At 73.9% G+C, this 16734-nt stretch carries 20 protein-coding genes; 11 read left to right on the top strand and 9 right to left on the bottom strand.

What is annotated here, in order from left to right:
* The first annotated feature begins 32 nt into the window (after positions 1-32).
* Together OG207_RS39065 and OG207_RS39060 are read left to right on the top strand one after the other, a co-directional pair.
* Positions 33-959 carry a LysR family transcriptional regulator gene (locus OG207_RS39065; protein WP_329105692.1) on the top strand — a complete coding sequence of 309 codons (927 nt, stop codon included), beginning with the start codon at positions 33-35 and terminating at the stop codon, positions 957-959.
* Positions 956-2299: a hypothetical protein gene (locus tag OG207_RS39060; protein WP_329105691.1), complete on the top strand. Its 1344-nt coding sequence runs from the start codon at positions 956-958 to the stop codon at positions 2297-2299. Before OG207_RS39065 ends, OG207_RS39060 begins: the two co-directional genes overlap by 4 nt.
* Before the next feature lie 97 nt (positions 2300-2396).
* On the opposite strand, the gene OG207_RS39055 is transcribed toward OG207_RS39060, so the two are convergent.
* Positions 2397-3164 (bottom strand): response regulator, encoded by a 768-nt coding sequence (locus OG207_RS39055; RefSeq protein WP_402694154.1) that lies wholly within the window; start codon positions 3162-3164, stop codon positions 2397-2399.
* Positions 3161-4012, bottom strand: coding sequence for a sensor histidine kinase (locus OG207_RS39050; protein WP_329105689.1), 852 nt, complete (start codon positions 4010-4012; stop codon positions 3161-3163). The genes OG207_RS39055 and OG207_RS39050 overlap by 4 nt, the downstream gene beginning before the upstream one ends.
* A 184-nt stretch (positions 4013-4196) precedes the next feature.
* On the opposite strand from OG207_RS39050, the gene OG207_RS39045 reads away from it, so the two are divergent.
* The 4 genes from OG207_RS39045 (at position 4197) to OG207_RS39030 (ending at position 9310) form a co-directional block, all read left to right on the top strand.
* A complete protein-coding gene (locus tag OG207_RS39045) occupies positions 4197-4856 on the top strand; it encodes an ABC transporter ATP-binding protein (protein WP_329105688.1) in 660 nt (219 codons plus the stop codon).
* Entirely contained in the window at positions 4853-7159 is a 2307-nt protein-coding gene (locus OG207_RS39040; protein WP_329105686.1) for an ABC transporter permease, read from the top strand. Before OG207_RS39045 ends, OG207_RS39040 begins: the two co-directional genes overlap by 4 nt.
* Before the next feature lie 121 nt (positions 7160-7280).
* The gene (locus OG207_RS39035; protein ID WP_329105684.1) at positions 7281-7670 is read left to right on the top strand and encodes a hypothetical protein; all 390 of its coding nucleotides are present in this window, start codon (positions 7281-7283) and stop codon (positions 7668-7670) included.
* A 161-nt stretch (positions 7671-7831) separates the two neighbouring features.
* Positions 7832-9310 carry a condensation domain-containing protein gene (locus tag OG207_RS39030; protein ID WP_329105682.1) on the top strand — a complete coding sequence of 493 codons (1479 nt, stop codon included), beginning with the start codon at positions 7832-7834 and terminating at the stop codon, positions 9308-9310.
* A gap of 12 nt (positions 9311-9322) precedes the next feature.
* Here OG207_RS39030 and OG207_RS39025 read toward each other — a convergent pair whose 3' ends face one another.
* The 4 genes from OG207_RS39025 to OG207_RS39010 form a co-directional block, all read right to left on the bottom strand.
* Complete coding sequence (locus tag OG207_RS39025; RefSeq protein ID WP_329105680.1) at positions 9323-9997, bottom strand: hypothetical protein; 675 nt, start codon at positions 9995-9997, stop codon at positions 9323-9325.
* The gene (locus tag OG207_RS39020) at positions 9994-10752 is read right to left on the bottom strand and encodes a TetR/AcrR family transcriptional regulator (protein ID WP_329105678.1); all 759 of its coding nucleotides are present in this window, start codon (positions 10750-10752) and stop codon (positions 9994-9996) included. Before OG207_RS39020 ends, OG207_RS39025 begins: the two co-directional genes overlap by 4 nt.
* A 145-nt stretch (positions 10753-10897) precedes the next feature.
* Positions 10898-12118 carry an RNA polymerase sigma factor gene (locus OG207_RS39015; RefSeq protein WP_329105676.1) on the bottom strand — a complete coding sequence of 407 codons (1221 nt, stop codon included), beginning with the start codon at positions 12116-12118 and terminating at the stop codon, positions 10898-10900.
* Between the two features lie 63 nt (positions 12119-12181).
* Positions 12182-12538 (bottom strand): YciI family protein, encoded by a 357-nt coding sequence (locus tag OG207_RS39010; protein WP_189742561.1) that lies wholly within the window; start codon positions 12536-12538, stop codon positions 12182-12184.
* A 257-nt stretch (positions 12539-12795) separates the two neighbouring features.
* Between OG207_RS39010 and OG207_RS39005 the strand changes: the two genes are divergently transcribed.
* Positions 12796-13161: a DoxX family protein gene (locus OG207_RS39005; RefSeq protein ID WP_329105674.1), complete on the top strand. Its 366-nt coding sequence runs from the start codon at positions 12796-12798 to the stop codon at positions 13159-13161.
* 47 nt (positions 13162-13208) lie between these two features.
* On the opposite strand, the gene OG207_RS39000 is transcribed toward OG207_RS39005, so the two are convergent.
* A complete protein-coding gene (locus tag OG207_RS39000; RefSeq protein ID WP_329105672.1) occupies positions 13209-13478 on the bottom strand; it encodes a hypothetical protein in 270 nt (89 codons plus the stop codon).
* Positions 13479-13596: 118 nt separating this feature from the next.
* On the opposite strand from OG207_RS39000, the gene OG207_RS38995 reads away from it, so the two are divergent.
* From OG207_RS38995 to OG207_RS38985, 3 genes are all read left to right on the top strand, one after another.
* Positions 13597-13935, top strand: a complete 339-nt coding sequence (locus OG207_RS38995; protein WP_329105670.1) for a thioredoxin family protein — start codon at positions 13597-13599, stop codon at positions 13933-13935.
* A gap of 312 nt (positions 13936-14247) precedes the next feature.
* Entirely contained in the window at positions 14248-14601 is a 354-nt protein-coding gene (locus OG207_RS38990) for a DUF1304 domain-containing protein (protein ID WP_329105668.1), read from the top strand.
* Positions 14598-15212, top strand: a complete 615-nt coding sequence (locus OG207_RS38985; protein WP_329105667.1) for a TetR/AcrR family transcriptional regulator — start codon at positions 14598-14600, stop codon at positions 15210-15212. The genes OG207_RS38990 and OG207_RS38985 overlap by 4 nt, the downstream gene beginning before the upstream one ends.
* 79 nt (positions 15213-15291) lie before the next feature.
* Here the strand turns inward: OG207_RS38985 and OG207_RS38980 are convergent, their stop codons facing one another.
* Positions 15292-15498: a cold-shock protein gene (locus tag OG207_RS38980; protein ID WP_033213830.1), complete on the bottom strand. Its 207-nt coding sequence runs from the start codon at positions 15496-15498 to the stop codon at positions 15292-15294.
* A 217-nt stretch (positions 15499-15715) separates the two neighbouring features.
* Complete coding sequence (locus OG207_RS38975) at positions 15716-16084, bottom strand: HGxxPAAW family protein (protein WP_329105664.1); 369 nt, start codon at positions 16082-16084, stop codon at positions 15716-15718.
* 113 nt (positions 16085-16197) lie between these two features.
* Here OG207_RS38975 and OG207_RS38970 point away from each other — a divergent pair, with 113 nt between their 5' ends.
* On the top strand, positions 16198-16704 hold the full coding sequence (locus OG207_RS38970) for a MarR family winged helix-turn-helix transcriptional regulator (protein WP_329105661.1): 507 nt from the start codon (positions 16198-16200) through the stop codon (positions 16702-16704).
* Positions 16705-16734 lie beyond the last annotated feature (30 nt).

The raw sequence follows: 16734 nt of genomic DNA, 5'->3' as shown, positions 1-16734 counted from the left end.
ACCAGCCGCTGAACGCATCGTAAGGAAAACTGATGATCGATGTGCACCGGCTGCGGGTCCTGCGGGCGGTGGCCGAGCACGGCAGCTTCAACCGGGCCGCCGGCGCCCTGCTGTTGACCCCTTCGGCCGTCTCGCAGCACATCGCGGCGCTGGAACGCACGATCGGCCACCCGGTGGCGGTGCGGAGCACGCGCGGGGTCACCCTCACCGAGCCCGGCCGGCTGCTGGTGGAGGCCGCCGAGTCGATCTCCGCCGAGCTGGACCAGGTCCGCCACGCCATCGACCGTCTCACGGCGGAGCGGCCTCGGCTCACCGTCGCCACCTTCACCAGCGGGGGCCGGCACCTGCTCCCCGCGGCGCTGCCCCGGTTCGTGGCGGCGCACCCGGAGGTGGAGCTGACGGTGCTGGAGAGCGAGCCGGAGGGCGCGGCGGCGATGGTGCGCACCGGGGACGCCGATCTCGCGCTGGCCTACCACTTCGACGGGCCGCCGCCCGTCCGCCCGGGTGAGCGCCCGGGGCTCGACTGGGTTCCGCTGATGGAGGATCCGCTGTGGATGGTGCTGCCGCCCGGCCACCGCCTCGCGGACCGGCCGTCGGTGGACCTCGCCGAACTGGGCGCCGACCGCTGGGTACTGGGCTGCCTGAGGACGGAGGCCTACCTGCGCCGGTACGCGGAGCTCGCCGGCTTCGACCTCCGGGTGGCGGCCTCCACCACCGACTACTTCTTCGCACAGACCCTGGTCGCGGCCGGGGTCGGGGTCTCCCTCATCCCGGACGTCTCGCTCACCAGGGCCGGGGAGTCGACCGCGGTCCGCGTCGACCCCCCGCGGCCGGCCCGACACATCGGGCTGGTCCTGCCCCGGCGCAGACGCCCGCACCCCCACACCAAGGCTTTGGCCACCGCCCTGACCGCTGCTGCCGCCGCCCCGACCCACACACCGACCGGAGAGCGCCCTTGAACCACCTCCTGTGCGGACTTGCCGCCAATCCGGCGCTGCCGCCGGAACTCGTCGACCGCCTGCTGACGCGCGCGCTGAAGGAGGCGGGCACCCAGCCCGATGCCCCCCGGGACTACGCCGACGAGTTGCTCTACGATCTGGCCGGGCGCACCGATCTGCGCCGCGACCAGGTGCTGGCGCTGGCCGCATACGCGAGGAGCACCGCCACGTACCTCGCGTACCACGGGACGCTCACCGCCGACGACGTGGATCCCCTGTGCTGGCCGTACGCGGCCGTCGCCCTGATCGACGAGGGCCGCGGGCACCCCGAGTGGCCCCTCCTCCTCGCGGCGCACCCGGACGCCGAGATCCGCTGGAAGCTGGCCTCCTGCCCGGGCCTGCCGCCCGATGCGGTGGACCTGCTCGCCGCCGACCCGGACGTGGAGATCGTGCAGGAACTGGCCCACTGGACGGACTCGCCCGTGACCGCCCGCCTCGCCCTCCACCCGGATCCCCAGGTCCGCCTCGCGGTATCGGCCAACCCATCCACCCCGCTCGAAGTCGTCCTCGCCCTGGCCGAGGACCCCGAACTCGCCCTGGGATGGGCGCTGCACGAGCGCCCCGATCTGCCGCAGGCGCTCTACGCCCGGCTCGTCGCCGAGGCGCATCCCGGTCTCCGTGCCACGTACGCGAGCAACCCCGGGATCGGCCAGGAGCTGATCCGCCTCCTGGCCGCCGATCCGGAGATCCAGGTACGGCGCGCCGTCGCGGAGCATCCGCACGTACCGCTCGACCTGCTGGTCGAGCTCGTCGTGGGCGACCGGGCGGCGTGGAACGTGCTGCCGCGGATCGCCGCCGCCACACCCGCCGAACTCGCCGAGCTGGCCGGCTCCCGCCACGGCCCCGTACGGATGCTCGTGGGGCAGCGGCGCGACCTGCCCCCGGAGCTGCGCGACGCGCTGGCGGTCGATCCGGACGCGTCCGTGGTCAGGGCCGTCGCGCGGCACCCCGGCCTGTCCGAGGAGCTGCTGCGCGCCATGATCGCGCGGCACGGCGAACAGGTCCTCGCCGCGGTGGCCGCCAACCCGGACGCGTCCGGTCCGCTGCTGGAGCACGTGACGCAGCACCGACCGGGTGTGCGCAAGGCGCTCAAGGAGGTCGCCAAGCACCCCAACGCGACCGGCCCGGCCCTGCTCCCCTGCCTGGCGCACCGAACGTCCCGGCCACTGGCCGCCGCCCACCCGGCGCTGCCGCCCGAGGCCATCACCGAGCTGCTCGCCGACGAGGACCACCGGGTGGCGAGCGAGGCGGCGGGCAACCCCTCGCTACCGCGCGCCGTGATGGTGGAGCTGATGCCCTGACGGCGGCTCGGTCCCGATGGGCCGGCCGGCGGACGTACGGCCCACTGCGCGGCGCCGCCAACCGTCGGGTGCCCGCACGGCGGCCCCGGAGGGCCTGTCACCCCGCGGGCGCCGGAGGGTGTCCCGGACGGGGAGCGGTGACCGAGCCGGGGGTCACCAGGCCCGTCTCGTAGGCGAGGACCACGGCCTGGGCCCGGTCGCGCAACGACGACTTCGCGAAGATGCGGGCCACATGGGTCTTCACCGTGGCCTCGCTCAGCGTCAACTCGCGGGCCAGCTCGGCGTTGGAGAGCCCGTGCCCCATCAGGGTCAGCACCTCGCGTTCGCGCGGGGTCAGCCCGGCCAGCTCCTGCCGGACGGCGTCCGCCGCGGCGGGGTCCGACGCGGCCGCGCCCGGGCCGCAGCGCTCCACGAGGCGGCGGGTGATCGACGGGGCGAGCAGCGCGTCACCCGTGCTGACCAGCCGGACGGCGGCGGCGAGGTGTTCGGGGGTGACGTCCTTGAGCAGGAAGCCGCTGGCCCCGGCCGCGAGGGCGGCGTACACGTACGCGTCGAGGTCGAAGGTGGTCAACATGATCACCCGGCAGTCCGGGGCTTCGGCGAGGATGCGCCGGGCGGCCTCCAGGCCGTCCATGTTCGGCATCCGGATGTCGAGCAGCACGACGTCGGGGCGCAGCCGGCGCACCGCGGCGACGGCCTCCACGCCGTCGGCGGCCACCCCGACCACGTCGATCCCGCGGGCGGTCAGGATCAGCCGGAAGCCGGTGCGGACCAGGTCCTGGTCGTCGGCGATCACCACCCGCGGCGCGGGCCCGTCGGGCACCTCGGGCACGTCCGGCACGGCGGGCCCGTCCGGGGTGGTCACGACCGCTCCAGCGGGAGCCGGGCGCGCACCCGGTAGCCGCCGCCGAGGCGGCGGCGGGCATCGAGGTCGCCGCCGTAGACGGCGACGCGCTCGCGCAGGCCGAGCAGCCCGCGACCGGCACCCTCGGCCTTCGGCCCGGTCCGGCCGCCGGCCGGTCCCGGCCCGGGCGCACGTCCCGTCAGCACGCTGGGGCCGCCGCCCAGCACTTCCACGCGCAGCGCGTGCTCCTGGTACCGCACGGTCACCTCGGTCCTGCCCCCGTCCCCGTGTTTGAGCGCGTTCGTGAGCGCCTCCTGGATGATCCGGTACGCCGTGACGTCGATCCCGGCCGGGATCGGGCGCGGCTCCCCGGATATCCGCACCTCCACCTGCAGCCCGGCGAAGGCGAACCGGTCGATCAGCGGGCTGAGCCGGGCGAGGCTCGGCTGCGGCGCCAACCGGGTGGCGCCCGGGGCCCCGTACGGTTCGTCCGCGCCGTCCTGGGCGGGGGCGAGCAGGCCCAGCAGGTGCCGCAGTTCGGTCATCGTGTCCCGCCCGGCCCGCTCCACGGCGCCCATCGCCGCCGCGGCCTCCTCGGGCAGGGTGGCGAGCACCTCGCGGGCGGCCCCGGCCTGGACCACCATCAGGCTCACATTGTGGCTGACGACGTCGTGGAGCTCCGCCGCGATCCTGGCCCGTTCGGCGTCGACGGCGCTGCGGGCCGCGCCCTCGCGCTCCCGCTCCAGCAGCCAGCCTCGCTCCTCGAGCGCCACGCGGTGGCTGCGCCGCGCGCGCAGCAGGGCCACGCCGAGCGCACCGGCCGCCGCCGCGGACACGCAGGCCGCGACCGCGGCGATGACCGTCCCCACCTCGAACTCCCCGCCCCGTAAGCCTCGACGCCATTGTGCCGGACGGCCGCCGTACATCCCCAGGATGACCTGCTCGTACGGTTACATCCGCGGGCCGACGCCGTGACCGCGGGCTCCGCCTTAGTTTCGGGTCATGAAAAGTGATCATGACACCACGCGGTAGGTCGTCGTACGGCTGGACGGCGTGCACAAGGAGTACGGCGACGCGAAGGCCCTGGACGGACTGTCGCTGGAGATCCGCGCCGGGGACGCGGTGGCCGTGATGGGTCCGTCCGGCTGCGGCAAGTCCACGCTGCTCAACATGGTGGCAGGGCTCGACCGGCCGACCTCGGGCACCGTAGAGGTGCAGGGCCAGGACCTCGGCGGGCTGAACGAGACCGGGCTGGCGCTCTTCCGGCGCCGGCACATCGGCATGATCTTCCAGTTCTTCAACCTGATCGACGACCTGCCGGTCCTGGACAACGTGGCGCTGGCCGCCCAGTTGACGGGCGCCCCGGCCCGGCAGGCGCGCCGCCGGGCCCTGGAGCTCCTCGACGAGCTCGGTGTGGCCGACCGCCGCAACAACTATCCGGCGACGCTCAGCGGCGGTGAGCGCCAACGGGTCGCCGTGGCACGCGCCCTGATGAACCGTCCGGCCCTGCTGCTGGCGGACGAGCCGACCGGTGCCCTGGACAGCCGTTCGGGCGAGCAGGTGATGGACCTGCTGATCGACCTCAACCAGATCGGCCAGACCCTCCTGATCGTCACGCACGACCCGCAGTTGGCCACCCGCTGCGCGAGCCGCCTGGTCGAGGTCGCCGACGGCCGGGTCGCCCGGCAGAGCGCACTGGAGGCGACCGCGTGAGCGCCGTGTGGCGGGCCTCGCGCGCAGCCGTGCGGCGCCGCAGGCTCCAGACCTTCGTCATCGGGCTCGTCGTGCTCTGCTCGACCACCACCGTCCTCCTCGCACTGGGGCTGCTCGACGCCGCTTCCAGCCCCTTCGACAGGGCGTACGCCGCCCAGCGCGGCCCGCACACCGTGGCGACCTTCGACACGGCGAAGGCCTCTCCGGAGCAACTCGCGCGGACCGCCGACCGGCCCGGGGTGGAGGCCGCGGCCGGGCCGTTCGAGCAGACCGTCCTGGACGTCCCTGCGGGCTGGCTGTGGATGGCGGGCGGCTCCCTCACGGTGGTGGGTCGGGCCGACCCGGGGGGCCCGGTGGACCGGATCGAGCTCCTGGAGGGCCACTGGGCGACCGCGCCCGGCGAGATCGTCGTCGGCTGGAACTCGTACGGCTCCCCAGGACCTCGGCCGCTGGGAACCAGACTGGACGTCCCCGGATCCGCCCCGCTGACCGTCGTCGGGGTCGCGGCCGGCGTGAGCAGGTCGGCCGGGGCCTGGGTCTCGCCCGAGCAGATGACCGCACTGCGACCGTCCGCCGCGCAGATGCTGTACCGCTTCACGCGCTCCACCACGGACGCCGAGCTGTCCGCCGCGCTGGCCGGGGCGACCGCCGGACTGCCCGAAGGGTCACTGACCGGCACACAGACCCATCTCGCCCTCCAGCAGGCCTTCTCGGCCCTGGCCGGCGCCTACCTCCCCTTCATGACGCTGTTCGGTGTGCTCGGCCTCCTCGTGTCCGCCCTGATCGTCGGGAACGTCGTCAGCGGGGCGGTGGTGTCCGGGTACCGCCACATCGGGGTGCTCAAGGCCCTGGGCTTCACCCCGAACCAGGTCGTCACCGTGTACCTGGCAATGATGGCCGTGCCCGCGGTCGTCGGCGCCGTCCTCGGCACCCTGCTCGGCAACGCACTGGCCGTGCCCGTCCTCCGGGTCGCGTTCTCCGGCATCGAGATGGGCCGGGCCACCGTCGGCGACGTCGGTGCGTGGGTGTCCGTCGTCTGCCTGCTGGGGATGCCCGCCCTCGTGCTGCTCACCGCCCTGGTTCCCGCGCTGCGGGCGCACCGGCTGCCGGCGGCCCGTGCGATCAGTGCGGGCGGCGCCCCCCGGACCGGGCGGGGCCTGCGCGTGCAGCGCCTGCTCGGCGGCACCCGGCTGCCGCGTCCGGTCAGCCTGGGCCTCGGCCAGCCGTTCGCCCGGCCCGGACGCACCCTGATGACCATGGCGGCCATCGTCCTCGGGGTCACCACGGTGACCTTGGCGACCGGCCTGACCAGCACGATGCTCGCGTTCGGCGAGGCCGGCCGGGGCGGCGGCGCCCGGATCCACGTGGAGGCGGGCGGGCCGCTGAACGACCGGCCCGCTCCCGTACTCGGTGACGGCCCGACCGAGGAGCGGCTGCGGTCCCTGCCCGGGGCGACGGGGGTACGGGCCCGCGGGCTGGCCCAGGTGAGCCTGGTCGGGCAGATCCGGCCCGTCTACGCCAACTTCTACCGCGGGGACGACCCCGCGGCCGCGGGCCGGATCGCCAGGGGACGGGAGGCACGGGCGGCCGGCGAGATCACGGCCGGGCCCGCCTTCCTGACCCAGAACGGGCTGAAGGTCGGCGACCGGGTCACCCTGGCGATGAACGGCAGACAGGTGGCGGCGACCGTCGTCGGCGAGCTCGTGGAGGGCAACGCGCAGGCCCTGGACGCCACCTGGCAGACCTTCCTCCGGCTGTCGCCGGAGGCACGCGCCGTCGAGTACGAGGTGCGCCTCGCGGTCGGGGCCGACGTGCCGGCGTACGTGGAAGCGGCCGAGGCGGTCGATCCCGACCTGCGCGTATCGGTGCTGGACGGCCGGAACGCCGCCACCGTCACCGTCGTCGCCTTCTCGTCGGTGTTCACCGTCCTGCTGAGCACCGTGGCGGCGCTCGGCGTCTTCAACACGGTCCTCCTGAGCATCCGGGAGCGCCGCCGGGACCTCGGCATGCTCAAGTCGATCGGGATGACCCCGCGGCAGGTCGTGGCGATGACCGTGACCTCGGTGGCGGGCGTGGGCGCGGTCGGCGGGCTGCTCGGTGTCCCGCTCGGATTGATCGCGCACCGGCTGGTCGTGGACCACGTCGGGGTGGTCAGCTTCCCGGAGTCGATGAAGGACGTCTGGGACGCCCCGCTCGTGGCCGGCCTGCTGCTGGCGGGGGTCGCGATCGCCGTCCTCGGCGCGCTGGTGCCGGCCCGGTCGGCGGCCCGGATGACGATCGCGTCGGCCCTGCACACCGAATAGGGCCGTGCTCCGGGGCGGTCTATCCGTTCGCGTCCCCGGTGACCGCGCGGGTAGTTTCCGAAGCCGTGCGAACACGTCCGATCGACACCCTGTCCCCGACGTCTCCCCCAGGGGTGTCCTGATGCCCCGTCCTCGTGCCAAGGCCCGACGTCTCGTGGTGGGCGGGGACGCGTACACGTGGTCGGTGCGGCACGCCCACCACCGGCCGGCCACCGGCCCGGCCGAGGACTGCCGCGAGACCGTCACCGTCCACCTGGCCGGGGCCCCGGGGTGCCTGCGCGTCGTCTTCCGGAAGAGGGAGACCGGGAGGTTCTCCCCGAGCGGCTATCTGGGGCAGTCCGGAGAGGTCGCCCAGATCGACGGGGGGAGCCTGAACCTGTACGAGCCCGGAACCGCCCTGGCCCTGATGGCAGCGGCCCGGGCCCAGGGGTGGCAGCCCGGCGGCGCCTCAAAGGAGTTCGACGGCTGGACCCTCTTCGACGCCGCGGTCGCGGCACGGCCGCCGGGCTGAGGAGGCGGTGGCCGGCGCCGCCGGACCGAACTTCCCGTGAACTCCCGCTGAAGCCCCGCCCCGTCCCGCTCCGTCCCGCCCGGCCCGAGGGAATTCGTCACTTCCCCGGGCCGGGGGTCGTTAGGGCCTGGGGGTTGACTCGGGGGCGAAGGGATGACGGAATGCGGCAGTTTCCTCTGGAGATGCACCACATGGCACCCGGCCGGGTGGTCGAGTGGCGGCTCAGGTCCACGGCGGCGGAGGCCGCCGACACGGGTGATCCGGTGGGCAGGAAGGCGTCCTTCAACCAGGACAAGCACTTCACCGTCGCCGAGGAGAGCAGGGCCGCCGACGACCCGGTCGCGTCGTGGGTCGCGGTGACCTTCGAAGTGACCGGGCGGCTGGACGAGCAGGCCCTGGCGCAGTCCCTGCTCTCCTTCGTGCAGCGGCACGAGGTCCTGCGGTGTGCGTTCCGCCGGTTGGCGGGCGAAGTGGCCTGCGAGCCGTTCGACCCGGCCGGACTGACCCTCGAACCCCGGCAGATGGGCGCGTTCGAGACCTCCGACCTGCTGCGGGACTTCCTCGTCGAGCGGTTCAAGCGGAGCATCGACACCCTCTCCTGGCCGCTGTTCATCATGGGTGCGGTGGAACGCGAGGACTCCGCGACGGTCTACCTCGCCTTCGACCACATCGTCTGCGACGGCATGTCGATGCCGATCGTGGCCCGCGAGGTGTCCATGGGCTACGAGGCCCTGTGCCGCGGCGAAGACGTCGAACTGCCGCCCGCCCCCAGCTACCTCGACTTCGCCGAGGAGCAGCGCCGCCGCTACCTGTCCATCGACGACCGTGACGAACGCCTGGACTACTGGAAGGCGTTCATGGGGGAAGCCGGCGAGTTCTTCCCGCGCTTCCCGCTCGACCTCGGGGTCGAGCCGGGCCGGATGTACCCGATCGTCAACGAGTCCTCCACCCTCCTGGACGCCGCCGAGGCCGAGGTGTTCGAGAAGACGTGCCTGGCGGCCGGCGGCAAGCCGTTCATGGGGGTGCTCGCCTCGGTCGCCGTCTGCCTGCGCGAGGCCGGCGGCCCGGGCGTCTACCGCGGCTTCATGCCGGTCAGCGAGCGCGGCCGGGACACCTGGGCGCATTCGGTGGGCTGGTTCGTCAACACCCTGCCCATCGAGTTCGACGCCTCGCCCGGCCGGGACTTCACCCAGGTCATGGCCTCCGTCCGGGCCGGCTTCAGCGAGATGATGAGCCATCTCGACGTGCCGTTCGTCCGGGCGTGGCAGCTGCTGGCGCCCGAGGAGTTCGCCGCCCGCTCCTGGCCGTACCCGGTGAACTTCTTCTCGTACATCGACATGCGCAAGTGCCCCGGGGCCGAGCGCCACGACGAGTGGCGGCCCACCACACACGTGTGGTCGGCGCGGGCCAACGGGGCCTGTTCGTGGTTCCAACGGGACACGGAGGGGATGCACATGAACTCGATCTACGTCGACACCCCGGCGGCCCGCCGGACCATGGGCGACTTCCAGGAAGGACTGCGCTTGACCGTGCAGGAGATCGCCCGGTCCGGCGGGTTCCGTCGGCCCATCGCGCTGACCACCCCGCGGCGGCCCCTGGGAACCCCGCTGGACGTCGCAGCGGTCGCCCGCCGCGGCTGAGCCTCGGCCGCCTCAGGCCGGTCGGGCCGCCGCACGCCCACCGGCCGGCGAGGTGCGCCGCAGCAGGGCGATCCCGACGGCGAAGGCCCAGTAGACGAGCAGGGCGGCCGTCAGTGCCGTGTTGCCCCAGCCCACGGCGCTGTAGAAGCGGGCGGCGTCCGTCCCGAAGAACAGGGAGGGGACGAAGGCGAGGTTGACCGCGGCGACGGCGTGGGCCGTGTACCCGGTCCAGCGCGGCAGGACCCCGGCGCGCAGGATCGCGGACCCGGCGGCGGCGAGGAGCACCGCCGTCAACAGCCGGGCTGCCGAGCCGTGCAGCAGCATGTTGGCGTGGGCCAGCGGGCCGTCCACGGTCGGGTCGAGTCGCCCGCCGGGGTTCTCCAGGACGATGCCCGCCTCGACGGACGCGGCGACCAGGGTGACGGTCACGTAGGCCAGTCCGGCGCCGAAGACCACGCTGGCCGGCCAGGCGAAGGCGGGGCCCGCGCTGCGGATGACGTGACGCAGGCCCGCGAGGAAGACGAGCAGGGCCGCGCAGGTCAGGAGGTTGAGGAGGATCCGGGCCAGGACGTTGCCGGCGGGCGGCGGTCCGGAGTGGACGAAGTACAGCGGTACGGCGACGGCGGCGAGTGCGCCCGCCGCGATGCCGCAGATGCCCGTGAGGCGTAAGACGTGGTTCTCGTTCATCGGTTTCCCTTTTCGTCGGTTGTGGAGGGGGCCTTCTCGATGCCGTCGAGCAGGCGGGCGATGCCGCAGGCCACGATCGGGGCGACCGCGCCGTCCTCTTCCTCGTCCAGACCCGGCTCGCCCGCGAGCGCGCAGAGCGTGGGGAAGTTACCCGGGTCGAGGCGCTCGGCGAGGACCCGTCCGTACGAGGCGGCGCCGGCCGGGTCGAGTTCGGTGGCGATCCGGGCCAGGTCGCGCACGGCGCCGGAGACGAAGGTCGCGAGCGGGATCAGCTCGCCGCGGGCGGCGCCGGAGCAGGCGAGCGGACTCAGCAGTGCCTCGAACCAAGCGAGTTCGTTCGGTCCGACCGGGGCGCTGACCGTCGGGACCCGCACCATCCACGGATGGCTGCAGTACCTCGACCAGAGCGCGTCGACCCAGGCCTCCACCTCGGCGCGCCAGCCCGCCCCGGTCGCCGCGGGCGGGCGGCCGCAGGCGGCGTCGACCATGGCCGCGAGCAGGTGCTCGCGACCCGGCACGTGCCGGTAGAGGGCCATGGCCGTACAGCCCAGCTCGGTGGCCACGCGCTGCATCGACAGTGCGTCCAGCCCGTCGGTGTCGACGACGGCCACGGCCGCGTCGACGATCCGGCGGGGGGTGAGGCGCGGTCGGCCCTCGATGGTCCGCTCGGCGTCGACCCGCCACAACAGGTCGGCGACGGCGGCGAGATCGGGCGGGGCGGCGGATCCGCCCGGCCCCCGGGGCTCACGGGGCATCGGGCCCCTCCTTTCCGACTGCTCGCCGCGCGAGCGGTGCCGCATCGCGCCCCAGCAGATGTTTACGTGATACACAAAGTATAGGACGTAAACATCCTCGGCAAGGGTGTCGCACGACTGGCCCCTCCTCGGACGGCCGCGCCGCTCAGAGGCGGGCCGCGCGGGCCAGGAGCAGGGTGCGTTCCTGTGCGTTGCGGGTGAGGGAGGCCGCCCGCTCGAACTCCGCGCGGGCCTCCTCGGTCCGACCCAGCCGCTCCAGCAGGTCTCCGCGTACGCTCGGCAGCAAGTGGTAGGCGCGCAGGGCCGGTTCCCGGGCCAGGCCGTCGACCAGCGGCAGGGCCGCCGCCGGCCCCTCGGCCATCGAGACGGCCACCGCCCGGTTGAGCTCCACGACCGGGGACGGGACCAGTTGGACGAGCCGCCCGTACAGGGTGGCGATACTCGACCAGTCCGTGTCCTCGTAACGGACCGCCGCCGCGTGGCAGCCGGCGATCGCGGCCTGGACGGAGTACGGTCCGCTGCCCGCCCGGCCCAGCGCCCGGGCGCCCCGGTGGATGAGCAGGCGGTTCCACCGGGCCCGGTTCTGGTCGGCGAGCAGCACCGGTTCCCCGGCGGGGCCGGTGCGGGTGGCGATCCGGGAGGCCTGGAACTCCAGCAGCGCGGCCAGCCCGTGCGCCTCGGGCTCCTCGGGCATCAGGGCGGCCAGTACCCGGGCCAGGCGCAGGGCGTCCTCGCACAGGGCGGGGCGGACGAGGTCGTCCCCGGCGGTGGCCGCGTACCCCTCGTTGAAGACGAGGTAGATGACCTCCAGGACCGAGGAGAGCCGTGCGTCGCGGTCGGCGCCGTACGGAACCTCGAAGGGCACCCCCGCCTTGGCCAGGGCCCGCTTCGCCCGGACGATGCGCTGGGCGACGGTGGCCTCGGAGGTGAGGAACGCGCGGGCGATCTCCTGGGTGGTCAGCCCTCCCACCAGGCGCAGGGTGAGCGCGATCCGGGACTCGGTGGCGAGGACGGAGTGGCAGGAGGTGAAGATCAGGCGCAACAGGTCGTCGTCGATGTCCTCGGGGTCCGCAGGCTCGGCGGGCGGTGGCACGTCCTGCAGGCTCCGGCCGACCTCCGCGAGCTTGCGCGCGTAGGTCTCCTTGCGGCGGACGAGGTCGATCGCGCGGTGCTTGGCGGTGGTCATGAGCCAGGCGCCCGGCCGGTCCGGAACCCCCGTCCGGGGCCACTGCTCCAGCGCCGCGACGAGGGCGTCCTGGGCGATCTCCTCGGCGATGCCGACGTCCCGCACGACGCGGGCGACACTGGCGATGATCCGCGCGGACTCGATCCTGAACACCGCTTCGACCGCCTGGGCCGCACTCACTGCCGTCCACCCATCAGAGCAGCCGTGACGGGGCAGGGCAAACGCGGCGCGGGCGCGCCGGGATCACATCTCCTGGATCTCCCGGACCTCGGCGCTCACCTTCCATTCCACCGGGTGGATCTCAAGGAACCGCCGGGTCCACTCGATGGCCTCGGCCTTGTCCTTGCACTGGGTGAGGGAGTAGCCGCCGACGACCTCCTTGGTCTCGGTGAAGGGTCCGTCGGTGTAGCTGATCTTCCCGCCGGACCAGCTGAGGCGGGTCCCCGCGGAGGTGGGGAGCAGCCCGGCGGTGTCGAGCATGACCCCGGCCTTGGTGATCTCCTCCAGCAGCGCGCCCATGCGCTGCTCGAACTCGGGCGGGAACTCATCGCTGGGCAGGTCCTGCTCGTCGATGCGGATCATCGTCAGGAAGCGCGGCATGGTGACTCCTCGGTCAGGAGGGCGGGGAACCTCCCCGCCTCTCACTCCTGCGTCGAACGGGAGACGCCCGGATCGACAGCCTCCGGGAAATTCTTCGAAGAATGTCCCGACACGGCCACCGCGGTCCCCCGTCCGGCCGCCGCACGGGGGCACGGGCGGCCGGACGGGATCGTGCGGCCGGACCGCACGGAGCTCACCCACGTCCGACTACCGGCGAGTAGGATCGCGGGCCCGGACACCCTCGAGAGGATCCCCCGATGCCACGCGCCTCCTCCCCCGTCCTACTGGCCGGTCTCCTGGCCACTGCGGCGGTCGCCCACGCGGCCGTACCCGGGAAGTTCGACGCGATCGTGCCCCGTTCACTGCCGGGCAGTCCGCGCGCGTGGACGTACGGCAGCGGGGTGGCCGAACTCGCCCTTGCCGCCGGCGTCGCCCATCCGCGCACCCGCCGGGTGGCCGCGCTGGCCACGGCGGCGTTCTTCGTCGGCGTGTTCCCGGCGCACGTGAAGATGGCCGCCGATGCGCGCCACGCTTCCCCCGCCGTCCGGGCCGCGACGTTGGTCCGGATGCCCCTGCAGGTGCCGCTGGTGCTCTGGGCCCGCAAGGTGAGCCGGGAGGCCTGAGGGCGCGGAACCGGCGGCCGGTCCGGCCGCCGGGGCGGGCCCCGCCGTCAGCGGCTGTCTCCCGTCCAGTCCCAGTGGCCCGGGTCCCCCGTACGGCGGCGGTAGTGGGCGCGGCCGCCCGCTCCGTAGCGCCCTATCTCCGTGGGGAGCCTGGCCTCTTCGGCCAGTTGGGGGCCGCTCCAGCCGGTGGTGTCCAGGAGGAGCCCGTCGAGCGGCCCGCCGACCAGCTCGCCGTAGGTGTGTCCGGGTCGCGGTCCGGGGTCGGGGTCCTCGTGGTCGGCGCCGTAGACCCGGCGTCGGAGCATCCTGTCGTCCATACCGCTCAGCTTCACAGCCACCACTGACAACGGCCCCGGCGGTCGCGGTCCGCCGGGGCGGCGATGATGGGGGCCGCCCTCCCGGTCCGGGGAGGCGTACGAGCGAGGAGCGACACGCATGGCACGTCGGGTGCACCAGCCACTGGAGGACCAGGAGTTCGACTTCATCCTCTCGATGACGACCGGGCCCGTGCTCGCGTACTTCTGCGGCTCCTGGCCCAAGGCCGTCGAGGCGTGCCGCGCGATGGACGCCGTCGTCGGGGAACTGACCGAGGAGTACGGGACGCGCTTCACCCCCGTCCGCACCGACATGACCCGCTGCCCCGGGCCGACCAGGCGTTACGGGGTGACGGGCGCGCCGACCGCCGTGCTCATCAAGGACGGTGAGGCGGTCGCGAGTCAGGCGGGGCCGATGACGCGCGAGGAGTTCCGGGCGTTCCTGGACGCCCACCTCTGAGCGCCGTCCGCCAGGCCGGCCAGCTCGTCGAAGAGGGCCCGCCGCCCCGGTGCGTCCGTGTCCGGGCCGGCCGCCCGCGCCGGTTCCGCGACCCGGGACCGGTTGTCGGCCGAGTCGCGGAAGAGAGCGGCCGCCCTCCGGCCGTCCCGCAAGGTCGAGGAAGTCCGCGTAGAGCGGGCGGGTGGCGCCGGGGGCGGTCCGTTCCTCCTCCGGGCACGCGTAAAATTTCCTGTACAGTTGTCCAGGAAATACCGGCCCGCACCACCGCCCGCACCACCGCCCGTACGTCGACCCCGAGAAGTGGAGGCGGCCATGCACACGGTCGCATCGGTCCTGATCGGCCTCGTGGCCGCGCTGCACGCGTACTTCATGGTCCTGGAGATGTTCCTGTGGCAGCGGCCCCCCGGCCGCGCACTGTCCGGCTTCGACGCGGACACCGCCCGCCTCACGGCTCCGCTCGCCGCCAACCAGGGCCTCTACAACGGCTTCCTCGCCGCCGGACTGGTCTGGTCGCTCGTGATCGACTCGCTCGCCACCCAGATCTTCTTCCTCATCTGCGTGGTCGTCGCCGGGATCTACGGGGCCGCGACCGCCAACCGCCGGATCCTCGTGGCCCAGGCCCTGCCCGGCGCCCTCGCCCTCGGCGCCGCGCTGCTGGCCGCGTGAGCCCGCAGGACCGGCGCGCCGAGGACCCGCGCACGGCCCGGACGAAGGGGCGGCTGCGGACGAGCCTGCTGGCCGAATGCGCGGTCCGGCCGCTCGCCGAGGTCAGCGTCTCGGCGGTGGTGCGCCGGGCCGGCATCGGCCGCGCCACCTTCTACCTGCACTACGAGGACCTCACCGCGCTCGCCGTGGACGCCTGTGCGGACGTGGTGCACGCGGCGGTCGACGCCCTGCACGCCTGGCAGACCGGCCCGCCGCCGCTCCCCCCGACCCGGCCGCCCGCCGCGCTGGCCGCGTTCCTGACGGAGGTGGCCGACCGGGCACCGCTCTACCGGACCCTGCTCCTCCCGGGCGGCGACGGCCCGCTCGGCCGACGCCTCCACCGGGAGCTGCGCGCCCGGGCCCGGGCGGAACGGGCGGCGGTGGGCGCCCCCCACCCCGAGCTGGTCGCGTCGGCGGTCGCAGCCGCGTTCACCGGCGTACTCGCGGACTGGCTGCACGAGGACATCCGGGCGGATCCCGAAGCCCTGGCGGACCACCTTTGGCAGCTGCTCCTGGCCCTCCACCGCGCGATCGGGCCCGACGGCGGGCCGAACGCGACCCGGACCCGGTAGCGGGACCGCCCGGAACGTGCGAAGCCCCGCCGGGCGGACCGGCGGGGCTTGGCGCCACGGGCCGGGCCCGTGAAGCGGACTACCTGAGGGGAACCACCTTCTCAGCCTGCGGACCCTTGGGGCCCTGCGAGACGGAGTACTCGACGCGCGCGTTCTCCTCCAGCGACTTGAACCCGGTGGTCTCGATCGCGGAGAAGTGCACGAACACATCGGGGCCGCCGTCGTCCTGCTGGATGAAGCCGAACCCCTTCTCCGAGTTGAACCACTTCACGATGCCTGTTGCCATCTGGCTGATCCTTCACAACGTTCCACTGCGGGCCGCACGCGCGGCCGTCTCGATCCTGCCCAACCGTCCCCCGGAGCACACGCTGAACGCGGCCAACCGGGGCGCGGCGTGCATTCGAACTTACGGCCGACTTGTCCGTGAAAAGAGGGAGGGGCCCCGCGCAGAGCGCTTCGAGGGGCGCTCGGGCCGGGCCGCCGCGGCCATACCCGGGCGCCGGTCACGCGTTGCCGTCCCCAGCGGGCAGCGACGCGGTGGATCGGGGCCGAGCGGCCGCCGCAAGGGCCCTCCGCGGCCCGCCGGCGCGGCAGCCGAGGCAGTCGGCGTGCCCCGCGTGCGCGCCGGCGTCCCGGGTGCGCCAGTCCCAGTCGGCCTCCGGCCGGGGGCCGCTCGGCTTGCCCCACCCGGCGAGGTGCAGCAGCCAGGTGACGATCCCGGCCGCGGCGACGACGCCGAGGCCGATCCAGATCCCGGGGATCCAGGACGCGCACAGGGCGCCGCCCGCTCCCGCGAAGCCCAGCAGGGCCAGGCCGGTCCCGGTCCAGCCGGCCACCGTGTGGCCGAGGTCTACGTGGCCGTGCGCGCTCATGGTTCTCCCTGGTCGGACCGGCAGCAGTCAGCAGTACGCTCGGAAGCGGGAAGCTTATTTCGCGAGGTAAGCATCTCACTTGCTAAGTAACTTAGATACTAAGGAGAAATTGGGTGCAGGGCAAGACCCGCCCCCCGGCCACGGCCGGCGAGGCGATTGCGCGCATGGACCAGTACGTCGCCCTGGGCATCGTCGGCCAGCAGGAGGTGGCGCAGTTGCTCGGGCTCAACGTCACCGATCTGACCTGCCTGGGGCACATCCTGGGCGCCGGGGACGCCCCGCTCGCCGCCGGTGACCTGGCCGGACTGCTGGACCTCACCACCGGAGCCGTCACGGGTGTGCTCAACCGCCTCGAACGCGCCGGATACGCGCGGCGCGTCCCCGACCCGGCCGACCGGCGCCGGGTCCGGGTCGTGGCCGACCCCACGGCCGCCGCGCGGGTCGTCGCCGTGTACCAGCCGATGTACGACCGGCTGGCCACCCTCTTCGCCGACTACACCCCCGACGAGGTCGCCGTGATCGCCGACTGGTTCGGCCGCGCGGCGGTCGAGATCCGCGCGCACTGTGCGCAGGTGCGGTCCGGGGAACTGACCGGGGAACCGACCGCCGGGGAGGCTTAGCCCCCGCTGGTACCATGGGCGGTTGACCAT

The organism is Streptomyces sp. NBC_01439, from assembly GCF_036227605.1.
Lineage (GTDB): Bacteria > Actinomycetota > Actinomycetes > Streptomycetales > Streptomycetaceae > Streptomyces.
This window is presented reverse-complemented; position numbering and strand designations above follow the sequence as displayed.

What these genes read in the sequence shown, in the direction of transcription:
- OG207_RS39065 (WP_329105692.1), top strand. Translation starts at nt 33, where the DNA reads ATGATCGATGTGCACCGGCTGCGGGTCCTGCGGGCGGTGGCCGAGCAC.
- OG207_RS39035 (WP_329105684.1), top strand. Translation starts at nt 7,281, where the DNA reads ATGCCCCGTCCTCGTGCCAAGGCCCGACGTCTCGTGGTGGGCGGGGAC.
- OG207_RS39030 (WP_329105682.1), top strand. Translation starts at nt 7,832, where the DNA reads ATGCGGCAGTTTCCTCTGGAGATGCACCACATGGCACCCGGCCGGGTG.
- OG207_RS39025 (WP_329105680.1), bottom strand. Translation starts at nt 9,997, where the DNA reads ATGAACGAGAACCACGTCTTACGCCTCACGGGCATCTGCGGCATCGCG.
- OG207_RS39020 (WP_329105678.1), bottom strand. Translation starts at nt 10,752, where the DNA reads ATGCCCCGTGAGCCCCGGGGGCCGGGCGGATCCGCCGCCCCGCCCGAT.
- OG207_RS39010 (WP_189742561.1), bottom strand. Translation starts at nt 12,538, where the DNA reads ATGCCGCGCTTCCTGACGATGATCCGCATCGACGAGCAGGACCTGCCC.
- OG207_RS39005 (WP_329105674.1), top strand. Translation starts at nt 12,796, where the DNA reads ATGCCACGCGCCTCCTCCCCCGTCCTACTGGCCGGTCTCCTGGCCACT.
- OG207_RS39000 (WP_329105672.1), bottom strand. Translation starts at nt 13,478, where the DNA reads ATGGACGACAGGATGCTCCGACGCCGGGTCTACGGCGCCGACCACGAG.
- OG207_RS38995 (WP_329105670.1), top strand. Translation starts at nt 13,597, where the DNA reads ATGGCACGTCGGGTGCACCAGCCACTGGAGGACCAGGAGTTCGACTTC.
- OG207_RS38990 (WP_329105668.1), top strand. Translation starts at nt 14,248, where the DNA reads ATGCACACGGTCGCATCGGTCCTGATCGGCCTCGTGGCCGCGCTGCAC.
- OG207_RS38980 (WP_033213830.1), bottom strand. Translation starts at nt 15,498, where the DNA reads ATGGCAACAGGCATCGTGAAGTGGTTCAACTCGGAGAAGGGGTTCGGC.
- OG207_RS38975 (WP_329105664.1), bottom strand. Translation starts at nt 16,084, where the DNA reads ATGAGCGCGCACGGCCACGTAGACCTCGGCCACACGGTGGCCGGCTGG.